Source organism: Brevibacterium sp. S111 (assembly GCF_004745075.1).
Taxonomy (GTDB): Bacteria; Actinomycetota; Actinomycetes; order Actinomycetales; family Brevibacteriaceae; genus Brevibacterium.
The window spans coordinates 43,818-60,226 of the sequence record NZ_RHFH01000008.1 but is presented as its reverse complement, the minus strand read 5'-3'; the positions used below and the strand labels follow the sequence as shown (position 1 = coordinate 60,226).

The 16,409-nt window shown below is 67.5% G+C and carries 14 protein-coding genes; 9 read left to right on the top strand and 5 right to left on the bottom strand.

Features of this window, described 5'->3' with window-relative positions:
- Nucleotides 1-62: 62 nt before the first annotated feature.
- The 4 genes from EB836_RS10620 to EB836_RS10605 are packed head-to-tail and all read left to right on the top strand — an operon-like array spanning nt 63 to nt 5,188.
- Nucleotides 63-1,004, top strand: coding sequence for a sugar ABC transporter permease (locus EB836_RS10620; protein WP_240689852.1), 942 nt, complete (start codon nt 63-65; stop codon nt 1,002-1,004).
- Nucleotides 1,001-1,960, top strand: a complete 960-nt coding sequence (locus tag EB836_RS10615) for a carbohydrate ABC transporter permease (RefSeq protein WP_240689850.1) — start codon at nt 1,001-1,003, stop codon at nt 1,958-1,960. Before EB836_RS10620 ends, EB836_RS10615 begins: the two co-directional genes overlap by 4 nt.
- Nucleotides 1,957-3,471 (top strand): mannitol dehydrogenase family protein, encoded by a 1,515-nt coding sequence (locus EB836_RS10610; protein ID WP_135540194.1) that lies wholly within the window; start codon nt 1,957-1,959, stop codon nt 3,469-3,471. The genes EB836_RS10615 and EB836_RS10610 overlap by 4 nt, the downstream gene beginning before the upstream one ends.
- Nucleotides 3,472-3,523: 52 nt before the next feature.
- The gene (locus EB836_RS10605; RefSeq protein ID WP_240689849.1) at nt 3,524-5,188 is read left to right on the top strand and encodes a glycoside hydrolase family 3 N-terminal domain-containing protein; all 1,665 of its coding nucleotides are present in this window, start codon (nt 3,524-3,526) and stop codon (nt 5,186-5,188) included.
- Between the two features lie 67 nt (nt 5,189-5,255).
- Here EB836_RS10605 and EB836_RS10600 read toward each other — a convergent pair whose 3' ends face one another.
- The 3 genes from EB836_RS10600 to EB836_RS10590 form a co-directional block, all read right to left on the bottom strand.
- On the bottom strand, nt 5,256-6,122 hold the full coding sequence (locus EB836_RS10600; protein WP_135540192.1) for a C40 family peptidase: 867 nt from the start codon (nt 6,120-6,122) through the stop codon (nt 5,256-5,258).
- 339 nt (nt 6,123-6,461) lie between these two features.
- A complete protein-coding gene (locus EB836_RS10595; RefSeq protein ID WP_135540191.1) occupies nt 6,462-7,295 on the bottom strand; it encodes a sulfurtransferase in 834 nt (277 codons plus the stop codon).
- A gap of 67 nt (nt 7,296-7,362) precedes the next feature.
- Nucleotides 7,363-8,580, bottom strand: coding sequence for a class I SAM-dependent methyltransferase (locus EB836_RS10590; RefSeq protein ID WP_135540189.1), 1,218 nt, complete (start codon nt 8,578-8,580; stop codon nt 7,363-7,365).
- Nucleotides 8,581-8,696: 116 nt separating this feature from the next.
- Here EB836_RS10590 and rsmA point away from each other — a divergent pair, with 116 nt between their 5' ends.
- The 3 genes from rsmA to EB836_RS10575 are packed head-to-tail and all read left to right on the top strand — an operon-like array spanning nt 8,697 to nt 11,406.
- A complete protein-coding gene (gene rsmA / locus EB836_RS10585) occupies nt 8,697-9,683 on the top strand; it encodes a 16S rRNA (adenine(1518)-N(6)/adenine(1519)-N(6))-dimethyltransferase RsmA (RefSeq protein WP_135540187.1) in 987 nt (328 codons plus the stop codon).
- Nucleotides 9,680-10,630 (top strand): 4-(cytidine 5'-diphospho)-2-C-methyl-D-erythritol kinase, encoded by a 951-nt coding sequence (locus EB836_RS10580; protein ID WP_135540185.1) that lies wholly within the window; start codon nt 9,680-9,682, stop codon nt 10,628-10,630. The genes rsmA and EB836_RS10580 overlap by 4 nt, the downstream gene beginning before the upstream one ends.
- Entirely contained in the window at nt 10,630-11,406 is a 777-nt protein-coding gene (locus EB836_RS10575) for an FCD domain-containing protein (RefSeq protein ID WP_135540183.1), read from the top strand. The genes EB836_RS10580 and EB836_RS10575 overlap by 1 nt, the downstream gene beginning before the upstream one ends.
- A 49-nt stretch (nt 11,407-11,455) precedes the next feature.
- On the opposite strand, the gene EB836_RS10570 is transcribed toward EB836_RS10575, so the two are convergent.
- Together EB836_RS10570 and EB836_RS10565 are read right to left on the bottom strand one after the other, a co-directional pair.
- On the bottom strand, nt 11,456-12,859 hold the full coding sequence (locus EB836_RS10570) for a GntP family permease (protein WP_135540181.1): 1,404 nt from the start codon (nt 12,857-12,859) through the stop codon (nt 11,456-11,458).
- A 50-nt stretch (nt 12,860-12,909) separates the two neighbouring features.
- Nucleotides 12,910-13,422 carry a gluconokinase gene (locus tag EB836_RS10565; protein WP_135540179.1) on the bottom strand — a complete coding sequence of 171 codons (513 nt, stop codon included), beginning with the start codon at nt 13,420-13,422 and terminating at the stop codon, nt 12,910-12,912.
- Between the two features lie 120 nt (nt 13,423-13,542).
- Here EB836_RS10565 and EB836_RS10560 point away from each other — a divergent pair, with 120 nt between their 5' ends.
- Both EB836_RS10560 and EB836_RS10555 read left to right on the top strand, forming a co-directional pair.
- A complete protein-coding gene (locus EB836_RS10560) occupies nt 13,543-15,147 on the top strand; it encodes an NADP-dependent decarboxylating phosphogluconate dehydrogenase (RefSeq protein ID WP_276606435.1) in 1,605 nt (534 codons plus the stop codon).
- 114 nt (nt 15,148-15,261) lie between these two features.
- Nucleotides 15,262-16,404 carry an alanine--glyoxylate aminotransferase family protein gene (locus EB836_RS10555; RefSeq protein ID WP_135540177.1) on the top strand — a complete coding sequence of 381 codons (1,143 nt, stop codon included), beginning with the start codon at nt 15,262-15,264 and terminating at the stop codon, nt 16,402-16,404.
- Nucleotides 16,405-16,409 lie beyond the last annotated feature (5 nt).

Below are 16,409 nucleotides of genomic sequence, written 5' to 3'. Positions count from 1 at the left end.
CGCCTGAGGCCACCACCGCCTGGGGCCACCACCGCCTGAGGCCACCACTGATCTGATGAAGGATGTTCGAAGTGTCAGCACCCGCCGCCGAGCGTGCATCGCAGCCGATCACGCCGCCCAGACCCCGTGCCAAGGACCGATGGCTCAAACGCGCGCCCATGCTGCCGGCGCTCATCTTCGTCATCATCGTCACCCAGATCCCGTTCGCGATCACGATCATCATCTCGTTCATGAACTGGAACGCGGCCTATCCGGACGACATCAGCTTCGGCACCGTGCAGAACTACATCACCGTGTTCACAGATGCGAACCTCCTGCGGGCGGTGCTCGTCACCGTCGGCCTCACCGTCGGGGTGGTGCTCGCCTCGGCGCTGCTGGGGCTTGGGATCGCTCTTCTCCTTGACCGGAAGTTCATCGGCCGCGGACTCGTCCGCACCCTGATGATCACCCCGTTCCTCGTCGTGCCCGTGGCCGCGGCGCTGCTGTTCAAACACGCGATCTTCAACCCCTCCTACGGTCTGCTGGGCGGGCTGCTGACCACCGTCTTCGGTGACAACGCCCCGCAGCCGGACCTCATGACGTCCTCGCCGCTGCTGGGCATCGGGCTCGTGCTCGTGTGGCAGTGGACGCCGTTCATGATGCTCATCATGCTCGCCGGTCTCCAATCACGACCCATGGACGTCTACGAGGCGGCGCTGGTCGACGGGGCCGGACCCTGGCAGACCTTCCGCTTCATCACCCTTCCCCACCTGCGGCGCTACATCGAACTCGCCGCCCTGCTGGGCACGATCTACATCGTGCAGAACTTCGACATGGTCTTCACCATGACCTCCGGCGGGCTGGGCACCGCGACCCTGCCGTACGTCATCTACCAGGAATTCTTCGTCGCCCAGGACTACGGAGTCTCTTCCGCGGTCGGCGTCATCGTCGTCGCCGCCTCCCTCATCATCGCGACCTTCGCCCTGCGCACCGCATCCACCCTGCTCAAGGAGGAGAACTCATGAGCACCCCTGATCTCTCGACGACCGTGGGAACGCAGCCCGAGCCCGGGGTGACCCCCACCCCGGCCGAACCTGGCGGACCCGGATCGGTCGAGCCGCCTCGGCGGAAGGCGAACGCACCGAGGCGGCCCGGCCAAGGTCGGGTCGGCAAGATCCTGCTCGGCCTCTTCGCGTGGTTCGTCGGACTCCTCTTCGTCTCGCCGCTGCTGTGGATGTTGCTGACGAGCCTGCATGCCGAGACCGACGCATCGACGAACCCGCCGAGCTTCTTCGCCCCACTCACGCTCGACTCCTACGTGAACTTCTTCGGCGGCGGCACCGGCGCGAACCCGTGGCCGTTCCTCATCAACTCCGCGGTCGCCGCGATCGTGTCCACCCTCATCGTCCTCGTGCTCTCGACGATGGCCGCGTATTCCCTGGCCATCCGCCGTATCGAACGCTGGTCCGATGTGCTCTTCTTCCTCCTGTCGACGAAGATGCTGCCGATGGTCGCCGGTCTCCTGCCGGTCTATCTCGTGGCGAAGTCCACCGGCATCCTCGACACCTGGCTTTTGCTCATCATCATCTACTCGGCGATGAACATGCCGATTGCGGTGTGGATGATGCGGTCCTTCCTCGCCGAAGTGCCCGTCGAGGTCCTCGAAGCCGCCGAACTCGACGGGGCGAGGCTGCCGCGGGTGTTCGTCCAGATCCTGCTGCCGCTGACCGCACCGGGCCTTGCCGCCACCGCGCTCATCTGCTTCATCTTCTCCTGGAACGAGCTCCTCTTCGCCACTGTGCTCACCTCCACCGCAGCCTCGACCGCGCCGGTGTTCCTCACCAGCTTCGTCACCTCGCAGGGTCTGTTCCTGTCCCAGGTGTGCGCGGCCTCGCTCATCATCTCCGTACCCGTGCTCGTTGCCGGTATCGCCGCGCAGGACAAACTCGTCCAAGGCCTGTCGATGGGAGCCGTCAAATGACCGCACCGCGAACCGCACTCACCCTCAACGCCGGCAACCTCCCGGCCATCGCCGCAGCCGGCATCACCGTCCCCGCCTACGACAGGGCGGCGGTGCGCCCGGGCATCGTCCATTTCGGCGTCGGCGGATTCCACCGTGCGCACATGGCCATGGTCATCGACGATCTGCTCCAGACCGGTCGTGCCTTCGAGTGGGGGATCGTCGGTGCCGGAGTGCTGCCTCACGATGCGGGCATGCGCGATGCTCTGGCCGGGCAGGACCACCTCTACTCGCTCACCCTCAAGCATCCGGACGGAGCGAAGGAGCGGCGGGTGATCGGGTCGATCATCGACTACCGGTTCGGACCCGATGATCCGCACGGGCTGCTCGAGCTGCTCACGGATGAGGACATCCGCATCGTTTCGCTCACCGTCACCGAGGGCGGCTACAACGTCAACCCCGTCACCGGGGAGTTCATCACGCAAGAACCGACGATCGTCGCCGATGTCGAGGCGCTGCGGGCCGGTCGGCTGCCGGCCACCGTCTTCGGTTACGTCGTGGCCGCCCTGCGGGCGCGTCGGGCGGCAGGCGTGGCACCGTTCACGGTGCAGTCATGCGACAACATCTCTGAGAACGGTGAGGTCGCGGCGAAGATGTTCACCGCCTTCGCCCGACTCGTCGACGACGAACTCGCTGATTGGATCGGTGAGAACGTGGCCTTCCCGAACTCGATGGTCGACCGCATCACCCCGGCCACGACCGACGACGACCGGGAGGACCTGCTCGCCGATACGGGCGTGACCGATGCATGGCCGGTCGTGGCCGAACCCTTCTTCCAGTGGGTGCTAGAGGACTCCTTCACCTCCGGCCGTCCGCCCTACGAAGACGCACACGTGCAGGTCGTCGACGATGTGCAGCCCTATGAACACATGAAGCTGCGCCTGCTCAACTCCGGGCACCAGGGACTGGCGTACTTCGGTCTGCTCGGCGGCTACACCTTCGCTCATGAGGCGATGGCGAACCCCGACATCCCTGCCTACCTGCGCCGATACATGGATGAGGAAGGCACGCCGAGCCTCGCCCCGCTGCCGGGAATCGACCTCGAGGCGTACAAGGACTCGCTCATCGAACGGTTCAGCAACCCGGAGATCCGCGACACCCTCGCCCGCCTCGGCGCCGAATCCTCCGACCGCATCCCCAAATGGCTGCTGCCTGTGGTCAAGGACAACCTGGCCTCCGGACACCCGGTCGACGTATCCGCGGCGATCTGCGCCTCGTGGGCCCGGTATGCCGAAGGGCATGACGAGACCGGTGGTCGGTTCACCATCGTCGACCGCTATGCCGAACGGCTGCAGGCCGTCGCCGCGACACAGGGAACCGACGCGCTGGCCTTCGTCCGGCAGGCCCAGTTCTTCGGCGAGCTCGCCGAAGAACCCCGCTTCACCGCACCGTACCTCGCCGCACTGACATCGCTGCACGAACGCGGAGCGAAGGAGACCGCACGCCGCCTGGCAGCCCACGAAGCACTGTGAGACCAGCGGGCGCGTGAGGGCACCGGGCCGGGCAACCGTTTAGCATGGAGGGATGTTGCGCTCTCGCCTCGGCATCCTGGCCCTGACCACGACTCTCGCGCTCGTCGGCTGCTCCGGCGGGGCGAAGGCCCCCGACTCCTCTGCCGGCGGACAGAAGCCCTCCGCCGGATCCGAGTCGCAATCGCAGTCACAAGCGGTCGCCGAGCCCTCCCTCGACGACCCGGCCGATGCTGACCCGGCCGACTTCGAGGACGAAGCCGAGAAGATCGTCGGCGACTTCTCCGAGGACGAACTCGCCGGTTCGCTCATCATCGGCACCTGGGACGGCACGGACACGCAGACCCCGGTCGACATGGTCAAGCAGAACCACCTCGGCGGGGTCATCGTCATGGGCTACAACCTCCAGGAGAACCCGACGACCGACCAGGTCACGGCACTGACGAAGCAGATCTCGCAAGCGCGCACGAAGGGTCAGCCGGTGTCGATCGGCGTCGACCAGGAAGGCGGGCCCGTGTCCCGCCTCAGCACCGCGGCGCTGCCGTTCCCGCCGCTCATGGGTCTGGCCGCCACGGATGATTCCGACCTCATCACCGAGGCGACCCGCGTCCAGGGCGAGAACCTCACCGACCTCGGGTTCACCATCGACTTCGCTCCGGATTCCGATGTCACCGTCGGACCCAAGGACAAGGCGATCAACGTCCGCTCGGCCGGCACCGACCACAAGGACGCCGCCGAGGTCGTCGGCGACGCGGTCACGGGATACCGGTCCGGCGGGGTGGCGAGCTCGGCGAAGCATTTCCCCGGGCACGGCCGCCTCGGCGTGGATTCGCATGAGAGTCTGCCGGTGTCGGAGAAGTCGATCGAGGAACTCGAGGACACGGATCTCCTCCCGTTCAAGTCCGCGGTCAAAGCCGGGGTGCCGATGGTGATGATGGGCCATATCGGTCTGCCGGATGCGAAGACGACGCCGGGCACACTCAACCCGAAGGCGTATGCGGCGGTCCGTGAGACCCTCGACTTCGACGGCGTCATCACCACCGATGCGCTGAACATGAAGGCCGTGCCGCAGAACCTCAAGGGCGGCGAGTCCGTCAAAGCGATCGCCGCCGGTGCCGATGTTGCGCTCATGCCCCCGGACTCGGGTGCTGCGCAGAAAGCGATCGTCGCGGCGATGGGCGACGGGACGCTGAAGAAGAAGGACCTCGTCGAGAAGTCCGAACGCGTCGTCGCTCAGCAGCTGGCCACCGCGGCCGCGCAGCAGAGCGTGAAGGCAGGGGAGAAGTCCGATTCCGGTTCGGGTGATGCGGACGATTCCGGTGCGAAGGATGCGGCGAAGACCCTCACCGAGGTGGCCGAGAAGTCCGTGACCGTACTCAAGGGCGAATGCTCCTTCGCCGGCACCGATGCGATCTCCATCGTCGGCGGCAGCGAGAAGGAACAGACGGAGCTGAGTGAAGCGGCGAAGGCCGAGGGGCTCACCGTCGGCTCCGGTGGAACCTCGGTGAGCCTGAGCCCGAACACCTCCGCCGAGGTGGCTGTGGGCACAGCCGCCCCGTGGACGATGCGCAGCACCCCAGCGAAGACCGCGGTGACCGCCTATGACTCGAACCCCTATGCTCTGCGGGCCGTAGCGAAGTGGCTCAAGGGCGACCTCAAGGCGTCAGGGAAGCTGCCCGCGAAGTATGACGGCAGCGAGAAGGCTCCCGACTGCGGGTGAGCCGAAGTACCCCTCGCCGGCGCAGTGCCGACGAGGGGTTCTCTGTGTGTTCGGTTCCGGGTGGGGATCAGAGCACGCGGATGAACGTGACGTCGCCCATCCAGCTGTAGCTGCGCTTCGATGTTCCGGATCCGGGCGAACCGGCATCGTACATCTGTCCGTCGCCGGCGTAGATTCCGACGTGTCCCGGGTGCCAGATGAGGTCGCCGGGCTTCGCCTCTGACTCAGACACGACCGTTCCGGATTCCTTCTGAGCTCCCGACTGACGGGGCAGGTCGACGCCGACGTGGCTGTAGACCCAGGAGGTGTAGCCGGAGCAGTCCCAGCCGCTCTGCGACGTTCCGCCGAAGACGTACGGGGTACCGACGCCTTTCTCTGCCCAGCCGAGGACCTGCTCGGCCTTGGACCCATCGATCGGGCCCGAGTCGTCGGAGCCGCCGGTATCCTTCTTCGGGCTCTCATCCTTCGAGCCCGCGTTTGGGCTGCCGGAATCATCATCCGAGGACTCGCTCGGCTCCTCCTTCGGCTCTTCAGCGGGAGCCGGCTCGGCGACGGTCGTCTCCGGCTCCTCCTTCGGCTCGGGCTTCGGCTTCGGCTTGGGCGCGGCCTCGGCGGTGACGACGTCAGTGTCGACGGTGACTTCAGCCTCTTGATCGCCCTCCTTCGACGCGCCGCCAGCGTCGATGGTCGGTGTCTGGTTCTTGAACTCGACCGGTGCCTGCTTTTCGGACTCGGCTGCGACCTGCGCCTCATCGTCGGCCCCCTGCCCGGCGGCGGGGAGGACTGCTGCGGTGAGCAGTCCGCCGCTGGCGGCGACGACTGCGGCACGGCGGCCGAATGCGCCGGAGTTCGCTGCGAGCAGTTCGCTCAGCTCGGTCAGTGGTGTCTTGGCCTTGGCGTTCGCGGCGCGGCGGCCGTGCTGCTTGGATGCCACGATTTCCTCTCGTTGCCTGTCTGAGTGTGACGATGTCCTCCACTGTAACGAATTCGTGATCTTATGTCACGTTTTTGTTACAAAAGTATTCTCAGGCAGATTCTAGTGCATAATCGCAGGTCACAGGGTCATTTCTGACGAAAACGGTAAGTGAGAGGCTGTGGTTCCGCCCGATTGCGACTGTGATTCAGCGCGCAGTCTCAGCCTTGAATAACGTTTCGTGACATTCGAGAAGTGTGTTTTGCGGGGCGATCCGCGGCGTTATTCGCGCGCAAACCACCGTGGATCGACCCAAGAATGCTAACGGCGCGTGACCGCGAGTGCGTTGGTGACTGAGCTTCAGTCGCCGGTTTCGACCGGTCGGTCGGGATCGGATGACCAACCGGACCAGCTCGCGGGGTAGAGGCTGGCCTCGACACCGAGAGTCGCCAGCGCCAGAGCATTGTGGCAGGCGGTGACTCCGGACCCGCAGTAGACCCCGACCGGCTGATCGAGGGCACCGAGAGCTGAGAAACGCTGTCGGAGATCCGTCTCGGGCAGGAACGTCCCCGCGGGGACATTCTCGGTGGCCGGGGCGTTCTTCGCCCCGGGTATGTGGCCGGCCCGTGGATCCAGCGGTTCTGTCTCTCCGCGGAAGCGCTCACCGGCACGGGCATCGAGCAGGACTCCGTCCCAGGCCGCCGCAGCATCGGCGTCGATGACCGGGAGGGAACCCGGCCTCAGGACGATGGAACTCGGCTCCACTTCAGCCGAGTCGCCGGCAGCCAGCTCACCGCCGGCTTTCCGGTAGGCGGTGAGCCCGCCGTCGAGGACTCGCGCGCTCAGCCCGGCCCAGCGCAGCAGCCACCAGGCTCGTGCGGCACCGAGCGAGGAGTTGTCGTCATAGACCACGACCTCGGTGTCGGCATCGATGCCCCATGACCGGACCGTTGCCTGGAACGCCTCGGCCGTGGGCAGCGGGTGCCGACCGGCAGTGGGGTCGGTGCTGTCGTGGTCGGCGAGCTCGGTGTCGAGGTCGACATAGACGGCACCGGGGATGTGTCCGGCGGCGAAGTCGTCGCGGCCATCGGGTTTCGGCAGGGTCCAGCGGACGTCGAGCAGCCTCGGCGCCGGTGCGGTCCGCAGCCGGGAGAGCAGCTCATCGGCACTGATGAGAACGTCGGAGCGAGTCATGGATTCTCCTTCTGTGGGGCGGAGGGGTGAGGTCGATGCCGTGAGGCCAACACCACGGCCGGTGCAGTCACACGGGTTGGGTGAGCAGCACGACGTGACGCTCGCCGAGGCGGGTGAATACGAGCGTGGCTTTGTCCCCCTTGGGCAGTTTGAGCTGGCGCCGGACCTGATCGGGCACGATGTCGGCACCGCGCTTCTTGACGACGACGGAGCCGATGCCGCGGGAGACGAGCTCCTTGCGCAGGCTCGGGATCTTCGCGGGAAGGACATCGGTGACCGTGTAGGCGGTGACTCCGGCGGCGGCCGGTCCGCTCGGTTCGACATCCGTGGTCAGGTACGCGATCTTCGGGTGCACCCGCCTGGCCTGCAGGGGTGCGCAGAGAGCGGCGACGAGTCCGGCGCGCACGATCGCACCATCGGGTTCGAGTAGGTACCGCCCCAGCGTCCCGATGCCCTCTTCATCTGATTCGGGCAGGTCGTCTTCGTGGACGAGCAGGGTGCGCTCGCCCATGACGAGGGCCCTGCGCCCCGGCCGCTGGCAGGCGGCACCGAAATAGAGGCAGACCTCGACGACCTCGCCGTTGTGGGACACCCACTGGGCTTCGGCCTCCTCGGGGACGAGGCCGTGATCGAGAGCCGGGCCGAGCTTGACCCCGGCCGCCTTCGCTCGGATCGCCTGGTCGATGACCCAGGACAGGGAAGGGGAGAAGGCTTCGGGGTCGGTGATCCGAGCCGTCGATCCGCGCCTGTCGGACTTGCCGATGGTGCGGCGGGCAGGATCGAACCACAGGGCGTCGAAATCGGACAGATCGACATCCTCGGCGCGGGTATGGTCGACAGGGGCATCGGGGAGGTGGCGGAGATTGAACGCGGCGACGGCGGCGGTGACCTCATCGGCGTCGACGGCGGATACCTGCGCTCCCATCCCGGCGAAGGCGACGGAGTCCGCGCCGATCCCGCACCCGAGGTCGGCGATGCGGAAGGTCTCACCGTCCGCGGTCTCGCCGATGAGGCGGCGCGCGTGGTGGGCGGCGACCGGCAAACGGGTGGCCTGAGCGAGTCCGTCGCGGGTGAAGAGCATGTCATCGGCGAAGGGACCGAGTTTGGCACCGGCCTCTCTGCGCAGCTGTGCTTGGGTGAGCAGCGCGGCGGTCACCTCGGCGGAGAAGCCCTCCTTCCGCAGGGCGGATGACCGGGCGAGTTCGTCGCCGGGCAAGTCGTCGATGCGGTCGAGCCGGTCGAGGACGGCGACGTCGAGCAGTTCGGTCAGAGTCTGCGGATCCATAGCCTTCACCCTATCGCCCGCGGGCCCCGTGCAGACATCTCGCCGAGGCGGGGCCGGGCGGGCGCGCGGTGCGCAGGGTGATTGTGCCGACCGGGTGGTGCGGTAAGTTGTTGGCTGTGACGTTATTGACCGCCCGCGACATCCGCGAATTAGCCGCTGACATCGGTCTGCGCCCAACGAAGCAGAAGGGGCAGAACTTCGTCATCGACCCCAATACCGTGCGGTCGATCGTCACCGCCGCCGGGCTCGAAGACGCCTCGAACGTCGTCGAGATCGGACCCGGGCTCGGTTCGCTCACCCTCGGCCTGCTCGAGGCCGGGCACAGCGTCACCGCCGTCGAGATCGACGAAGTCCTCGCGGCGAAGCTGCCCGAGACGGTCGCGCGGTTCTCCGGCACCGAGGCGGCCTTCGCCCTCGTCAACGCCGATGCCCTCCGCGTCACCGAACTGCCCACGCTGCCGCACAGCGGAGGAGCCGCTGCCGCCGCGGCCACCGACGCGACGGCGAGCGTGAACCAGCCCGCGACCGCGAACCAGCCCGAGGCATTGGTCGCGAACCTGCCCTACAACGTGGCCGTGCCCGTGCTGCTGCACTTCCTCGAAACCTTCCCGAGCCTGAAGACCGTGCTCGTCATGGTCCAGCTCGAAGTCGCCGAACGGCTCGCAGCCCCTCCCGGATCCCGCACCTACGGGGTCCCCAGCGTCAAGGCCCAGTGGTACGGAGACGTGCGATTGGCCGGACGGATCGGCAAGAACGTGTTCTGGCCGGCCCCGAACATCGACTCCGGGCTCGTGCGCATCGACATCACCCGCACCGACCGTGACCCGGTCAACCGGCGCCGCCTCTTCAGCCTCGTCGACGCGGCTTTCGCCCAACGCCGCAAGACCCTGCGCGCGGCCCTATCCGGGTGGGCCGGCAGCCCGCAGCGCTCCGAGGCTCTGCTGACCGCGGCCGGCATCGATCCGAAGGCCCGAGGTGAGGCGCTGACCGTGACCGACTTCGAACGACTCGCCGCCGCCGAAGTTCCGGAACCCGCCGAAGTTCCGGAACCCGCCGAAGCTCCGGACCCCGCCGAGGCCACCGCGGAGGATCCGTCTCAATGACCACCCCGCTGCACCCACCGACGACGACCCCGGCCCCAGTGAAGGTTCAGGCACCGGGCAAGATCAACATCCACCTCGGCGTGGGGGCCGCGAACGACGAGGGATACCACGAGCTCGCGACCGTGTTCCAGGCGCTCAACCTCGGCGAGACGCTCACCCTCATCCCGGGCGGAACACGATCGATCCTCGTCCAGGGACGCTACGCGGATTCCGCGGTGCCGGTCGATGATTCGAACGTCGCCCGCCGTGCCGTCGACCTCCTCATCGCAGCCCTCGAGGACGATCGTGACGTCGACGTGCTGCGCGACCTCGACATCGTCATCGACAAACAGGTGCCCGTGGCCGGCGGGATGGGCGGGGGATCGGCGGATGCGGCCGCTGCCCTCGTCGGCGCCGCCCACCTCCTCGGCGGAGTCGAGGACGAGGTCCTCCACGACTGCGCGGTCTCGGTCGGCGCCGATGTCGCCTTCCTGCTGCGCGGGGGCACGGCCATCGGCCACGGTCGCGGCGAACAGCTGAGCCCCGTCCTCACCCGCGGGGTCTTCCACTGGGTGATGGCCACCTCGGCGCGGCAATTGCCGACCCCCGACGTCTATGCCCGCTTCGACGAACTCAACGACACCCCGGCCCCGGCCCAGGTGCCCGACGAGGTGCTCACGGCGCTGGCTGCCGGCGAACCGGACACGCTCGCCGAATTCGCGGTCAACGACCTCACCGAGGCGGCCGTGTCGTTCATGCCCGAAATCGCCGAAGTGATGGAGGCCGGACGCGCCGCCGGGGCACTGCTGCCCCTGCTCAGCGGTTCGGGGCCGACGATCGGGTTCCTCGCCCGCGACGCCCACCACGCCCTCGATCTGGCCGTGCTGCTGCAGGCCACGCGCGGCGTCAACGAAGCCCTGCGCACAACGGGGCCCGCCCCCGGCGCGCACATCGTGGACGTTCCGTGATGGCGGGGGAGAAGGGCAGGGGCTTCGCCGAAGCGGCTTCGGAGCGAGCGGGGGCCACGGGCAACCGGGGAAACCTCCATGAGCAGCTGCGCGATCAGGTCGGACAGGACATCGTCGCCGGTCGGCTGGAGGCCGGAACGATCATCAAGGCCGAGGATCTGCGTGCCCGCTACGACGTGTCGCTGTCGGTGGTGCGCGAGGTCGTGCGCGTCCTCGAATCCTTAGGGATGCTGCAGCCGATCCGACGGGTCGGTCTCGTCGTGCTCGCGATGTCCGAATGGATGCTGCTCGACCCGCTCGTCATCCGGTGGCGGATGACCGAGGCCCCGGCCGGGCAGCTGCGCTCCCTCACCGAACTGCGGATCGCCATCGAACCCGAAGCGGCCGGTCTGGCGGCCAAGCACGCTCCCGCGGAAGCCGCCGAGGAGATCATGGGGCTCGCCGCCCGAATGCGGGCATCGGGCCGACGCGGAGACGTCGACGCCTTCCTCGACGCCGATGTCGCGTTCCACCGGGCCGTGCTCGGGGCCGGGGGCAATGAACTCTTCGCCGCCTTCGACACCGTCATCGGTGAGATCCTCGCCGGCCGCACCGGGGCGGGACTGATGCCGAAGTACCCGCACCCCGACGCGCTGCAGTGGCATTTCGATGTTGCCGATGCCATCGGCGGGCAGGATGCCGACCGGGCCAAAGAGGCGATGGCGAAGATCGTGGCGAAGGCCGATGCCGAGATGGGCAGCGTGTGGGCCGACGAACCCCGGCGCACCGGCCGCTGACGGCGGCGCACCCGGCCCGAACGACCGACGATGACTCGTCGAGCCGAGCTCAGAACAGGCTGACGACCCCGTAGAGGGCGAGGCTGAGTCCGAAGCCGACGGTGCCCAGCAGCGTCTCGGCGACCGTCCAGGTCTTCAGCGTCGTCTTCGTGTCCATGCCGAAGAACCGCGAGACCAGCCAGAAGCCGGAATCGTTGACATGGCTGGCGAAGACCGAACCGGCCGCCAGTGAGAGCACGATGGCCACGACCTGCATGCTCGAGAAGTCCGGATTGCCGACGACGATCGGCTGGACGAGCGCGGCCGCGGTCGTCAGCGCCACCGTGGCAGAACCCTGGGCGATGCGCACGATCGCGGCGATGACGAAGCCGGCGACGATGACGGGAAGACCGAGCGCGGCGAGTGAGTCGGCGAGCGAGTCTCCGATTCCGCTGGCGCGCAGCACGCCGCCGAACATTCCGCCGGCGCCGGTGATGAGGATGATCGAGCAGACCGGTCCGAGCGCGGAGTCGACGACGGTCTCGACCAGCGACCGGCCCTTGTTCTGCCGCCAGCCGAGCAGCCACATGGCCACGACGACAGTGATGAGCAGGGCGATCGGGGTTTCGCCGAGCAGCCGCAGGGACGCGATGAGCGTCGAGTCGGTATCGACCCAGCCGGCCTCACCGGCGAAGTTGAGTCCGGTGTTGAGGAAGATGAGCACGAGCGGCAGGGCGAGGAGGAAGATCACGTGGCCGAGCTTGGGCCGGGAGGCGAAGTCGGCGAACGAGTCGTTCCTGCCGGCCGAGAGCACATCGGGCACGGCGACGTCGATGCGTTTGCCGATGATGAGTCCGAAGAGGTAACCGGTGAGGTACCAGGCGGGAATCGCGATGATGATTCCGCAGATGAGGACGAGTCCGACATTCGCCCCGAGCAGACCGGAGGCCGCAACCGGGCCGGGGTGCGGGGGCACGAAGATGTGCATGGCGGAGAACGCCATTGCCGCGGGCATCGCGTACAGCAGCAGAGACCCGCCGAGGCGGCGCGCGATCGTGAAGATGATCGGCAGCATGACCACGAGGCCGGCGTCGAAGAAGATCGGGAAGCCGAACAGCAGCGAGGTCACGCCGAGTGCCAAGGGCGCCCGCTTCTCCCCGAACAGGCGGATGAGGGCATCGGTGAGCACTTCGGCGCCGCCGGAGAGTTCGAGCATGCGTCCGAGCATTGCGCCGAGCCCGACGAGCAGGGCCACGCTGGCCAGGGTCGAACCGAAGCCGTCGTAGAGGACGTCGATGAGGTCACCGGGGCCGATTCCGGCGGCCAGCGCGGTGAGCACGCTGACGATGACGAGGGCGATGAACGCGTGCAGCCGTGCCTTGATGATGAGCAGGAGCAGCAGGCCGATCGCCGCTGCCGCGATTGCCAGAAGTGCCGGCGTGGACAGAGTCCAGGCCAGGTCGAGGTCGGTCATGGTTCCTCTTCCTTGAGGTCAGATGGTTGGGTGGACAGTGGGCGGGCAGTTCACGGTCTCAACCGTGCGATGCTGTCGAGGATCGAATGGAGGACCTCGGGAATCGGACGGTCGACGTCGACGGTGGCATGGGACTCCTCGGCGCTGAGCGGTTCGAGGGTGGCCAGCTGGGAGTCGAGCAGATCCGGGGACATGAACTCATGGTCGCGGCGGGCCAGGTGGGCGGCGATGACATCACGCGGTCCGTCGAGGTGGATGAACACGAGCGCGGGTGCCGAGGCGCGCAGCAGGTCCCGGTAGGTGCGTTTGAGGGCGGAGCAGGCAATGACCGGGCCCGGGGTGCGGGCGGCTTCGACCGCGACGGCGTCCAGCCACGGTCCGCGATCGGCGTCGGTCAGCGGCACACCCGAGGCCATCTTCGCTTTGTTGGCCGCGGAGTGGAGATCGTCGGCATCGACGAATCGGCGGTCGAGAGCCTGCGCCACCTGCGCGCCGAGGACGGTTTTGCCGGTTCCCGAGACACCCATGATGACGAGCGGCGGAAGGAAAGGGTGATGACCCATGTCCGAAACCTCTCGATAAAATATGAAGAAATATCTATAATCGACTATTAAAACAGATTTATTGCACCGTAGTGCTGGTGGCGAGTGACTGTCAACACCGTCGCCTCCCGAGGAAGGGGAATGCTCATGAAGGCCGATGTCGCAGTGATCGGGACCGGTGTGATGGGGTCGAATCTGGCCCGGAACCTCGCCCGCCGGTCTGGTCGACGGGTCGCGATCTACGACCGTGACGTCGACCGTGCCCGCACCGTGGCCGCTGAATTCCCCGAAGCCGATCTCCTCGTCGCCGCGGATCCGGCCGATCTGGCCGGCAAGCTCGCCGAACCGCGTGTGGCGATCCTCATGGTCAACGCCGGAGAGGCCACGGATTCGGCGATCGGTGACCTCGCCGAGGTGTTCGCTGCCGGCGACATCATCGTCGACGGCGGCAATTCCCACTTCCAGGACACGATCGCCCGGGGCCGACGGCTGCAGGGTACGGGCATCGAATTCGCCGGGGTCGGGATCTCCGGCGGAGAGGTCGGTGCCCTTCTCGGGCCCTCGCTCATGGTGGGCGGATCGGCGGCCGCGTGGCAGCGCCTGCGGCCGCTGCTCGAACCGATCGCCGCGCGTGCCGAAACCGCCGGCGTCGAAACCGCCCGGGCCGAAACCGCAGATGCCGAATCTGCAGGTGCGAAGAGCCATGCCTGCGTCGCTCACATCGGAGAGGACGGTGCCGGTCACTTCGTGAAGATGGTCCACAACGGCATCGAATACGCGGACATGCAGCTCATCGCCGAAGCCTTCACCCTCCTGCGCGACGGGCTCGGGATGGCCCCGGCGAAGATCGCCGAGGTGTTCGCGGACTGGAACACCGGGGAACTCGAGTCCTACCTCATCGAGATCACCGCCGACGTCCTCGCCCACGTCGATGCGGACACGGGCCGGCCTTTCGTCGACATCGTCGCCGATGCCGCGAAGGCCAAGGGCACCGGTGCGTGGACCGGGCAGGCCGGGCTCGATCTCGGGGTGCCGGTCCCCACCATCGCCGAGGCGGTCTTCTCCCGTTCGCTGTCATCGGCCGCGGATCTGCGCGCCGAGGGAGTCCGGTTGGCCGGGCCCCGTCCCGGGGCCGCCACCTCGGCGGCGGATACCAGTGCTTCGGCTGCGACCACCTCGGCGACGAACACCAGTGCTTCGGCCGCGACCACCTCGGCGACGAACACCAGTGCTTCGGCCGTCGCTGCCTCGAACGATCGTGCCGCGCGCATCGAGGAGATCGGCCGAGGCCTGCTGCTGGGCAAGGTGATGGCCTATGTGCAGGGCTTCCACGAGATCACCGCCGGCGCGCGCGAGCACGGTTGGAGCATCGACCTCGGTGAGCTCGCCGGGATCTGGCGGGCCGGATGCATCATCCGGGCGCGTCTGCTCGACCGCATCGTTGAGGCCTTCGGCACCGCGGACCCGCCGGCGACCCTGCTCGATTCGGACTATGTGCGCGAAGTCGCCGGCCGCTGCCAAGAGTCCCTGCGCGCCACCGTCGTCCAGGCCATCGAGCGCGGCATCGCCGTGCCCGGTCTCGCCTCGACCCTGTCCTACTATGACGGGCTGCGCACCGAAGGGGGCAGCGCCGCTCTCATCCAGGCTCAGCGCGATCGCTTCGGTTCGCACACCTATGCACGCACCGACCGGGACGGCACGTTCCACACGCTGTGGTCGGGCGACCGCAGCGAAATCGAGATCTGACCGGCCGCCTCGGCGAGGGTCCGAGATCTGACCGGCCGCCTCGGCGAGGGTCTGAGGAGTCTCAATGAGCGAGGACGGTGGCCCGAATGGCGGACTTGTGGCTATGTTAGGCATATGACTTTGCCACACGAAGATGTTGACCCAGACGGCCTGCTCGAATACTCGGTGGTCTTCACCGACCGATCGCTCAACCATATGTCGAAGCGGTTCGTATCCGTGATGCAGGAGATCAACCGGATCCTGCGCTCGGCCTACGACGCCGAATCCGTCGCCATCGTCCCCGGCGGCGGCAGCTACGCGATGGAATCCGTGGCCCGCCAGGTGGCGACCGGGAAGAAGGCGCTGATCGTGCGCAACGGTCTCTTCTCCTTCCGCTGGTCGCAGATCCTCGACGCCGGTGCCATCGCGTCGGAGACGACCGTGCTCAAGGCCTCCCCGGACACCGACGCCCACCAGTCGTCGTGGTCACCGGCGCCCATCGACGAGGTGGTCGCGGCCATCGAGGCAGAGAAGCCCGATGTCGTGTTCGCTCCCCACGTCGAGACCGCTTCGGGCATGATCCTGCCCGACGACTACCTCCGCCGGGTCTCCGAAGCCGTGCACAAGGCCGGCGGAATCTTCGTCCTCGACTGCATCGCCTCGGGTGCGGTGTGGGCCTCGATGACCGACCTCGGCGTCGACGTGCTCATCAGCGCCCCGCAGAAGGGCTGGAGCGGATCCCCGTGCGCCGGCTACGTCATGCTCAGCTCCGGCGGCCGTGCCGCCGTCGAAGCCTCGACGTCGACGAGCTTCGCCATGGACCTGAAGAAGTGGCTGTTCATCGCCGACGAGTACGAAGAGGGCCGCGCGCCCTACCATGCGACGATGCCCACCGATGCGCTGGCACACAACGCGAAGCTCATGGCCGAGAGCGAAGAGCGCGGCTTCGACAAGCTCGCCGCCGCACAGAACGAACTCGGTGAACGGGTGCGCGCCGTCTTCGCCGCACGCGGACTGCCCTCGGTTGCTGCACCGGAGTTCGCCTCGCCCAGTGTGGTCGTCGTCCACACCGACAACCCGAAGCTCGCCACCGGCGCCAGCTTCAAGGAAGTCGGCGTGCAGATCGCCGCGGGCGTGCCGCTGCAGTGCGATGAGCCCGAGGACTTCTCGAGCTTCCGCATCGGCCTGTTCGGACTCGACAAGCTCGGCGACATCGACGGCACCATCGCCCGCCTTGAGGCCGCTCTCGACTCGATCGGTGTGACCGCCGAAGCCTGAGTGGC